The sequence below is a fragment of the Plebeiibacterium marinum genome (assembly GCF_026013615.1).
GTDB classification, from domain to species: Bacteria; Bacteroidota; Bacteroidia; order Bacteroidales; family Marinilabiliaceae; genus Saccharicrinis; species Saccharicrinis marinus_A.
This window is the reverse complement of the sequence record NZ_JAPDPI010000110.1, coordinates 1-1,312: the sequence shown is the minus strand read 5'-3', so window position 1 is coordinate 1,312 and position 1,312 is coordinate 1. Positions and strand designations below refer to the sequence as shown.

The window sequence follows — 1,312 nt, the reverse complement described above, 5'->3', positions numbered from 1 at the left end:
AATACTAGTGATGCGTTAACTTTTAAAAATATTTTGCAAACAATTATATTTCAATACAATATAAACGTTCTTTGATTTTTTGATTTGATTTGACTTTTAGCTTTGCACTTTTAATGCAAGGCTATGAATTCTGGTAAATATATTTTTGCTCAGCTACTGCAATTTGTAAACCGTTATGAGTTTGACAAATTCGTAAATAAATATAACGGCGATTATCGAACTAGGGATTTAAACTGCTGGAACCAGTTTATTCAATTATTCTTTGGTCAATTAACAGCAAGAAACTCGTTACGAGATATCTGCACGTGTTTAAAAGCTCATAGAAATAAACTTTATCATCTTGGGATAAAGCAATATGTGAATCAATCCACACTGTCAAGAGCTAATGAGAACAGAGACTCAAGGATCTTTGCTGATTTTGGTAACTTCTTAATCCAGGAAGTTCGGCCATTATATGCAAACTCTTCAATTCCCGATGTTCACATCAAAAATGAAGTGTTTGCTTTGGATTCAACGACAGTTTCACTTAGTCTAAAGCTTTTCAGTTGGGCACCGGGAAAATACTCCAGAGGAGCAATAAAGATCCATACGTTGCTGGACTTAAGAGGAAGTATTCCATCCTATATCCTTATCACCGACGGCAAATACCATGATAGCAATGTGCTTGATGTTATTACGCCCGAAGTAAATGCTATTTATGTCATGGATAAGGCTTATATCGATTTTAAAGCATTATATCATATGAATGAATCTGGAGCTTTCTTTATATCCAGAGCAAAAACAACAATGGATTTTTCTGTCACAGAGGTCAATTACAATATTGACGAAACTACAGGTCTAAGAAGTGATAAAATCATCATTCTCAATGGATACAAGTCCAAGAAATTGTATCCTGAGACATTAAGGCTTATTGAGTATTATGATGATGAAAAAGACACCCTCTTAACGTTTATAACAAATAACACATACGCTTCAGCACTTGAAATTGCTCATTTATACCGGAATCGTTGGCAAATAGAGATTTTCTTTAAGTGGATAAAACAGAATCTTACAATTAAAAAACTTTGGGGCCATTCTGAAAATGCCGTTAATATACATATCTGGGTAGCAATTTGTACCTACCTTATTGTTGCTAAAGTCAAGCATTCTTTAAAAAGTGACCTCTCAATTTATGAGATCATACAAATTTTAGGCATTTCTGTGTTCGATAAAGCTCCAATAAAAGAACTGCTTACAGAATATCAAATCAATCAAGATGTCAAAGAACAATTAAATTTGTTTAGTGATAATTTTTAACGCATCAGCAGTAATT

General features: G+C 33.1%; 1 protein-coding gene. It reads left to right on the top strand.

The window, feature by feature from the left end; genetic code table 11:
• Positions 1-123 precede the first annotated feature (123 nt).
• Positions 124-1,296 (top strand): IS4 family transposase, encoded by a 1,173-nt coding sequence (locus OM074_RS21065; RefSeq protein ID WP_301202689.1) that lies wholly within the window; start codon positions 124-126, stop codon positions 1,294-1,296.
• Positions 1,297-1,312: the final 16 nt, after the last annotated feature.

Coding starts and splice junctions, on each gene's coding strand:
- OM074_RS21065 (WP_301202689.1), top strand. CDS start 124: ATGAATTCTGGTAAATATATTTTTGCTCAGCTACTGCAATTTGTAAAC.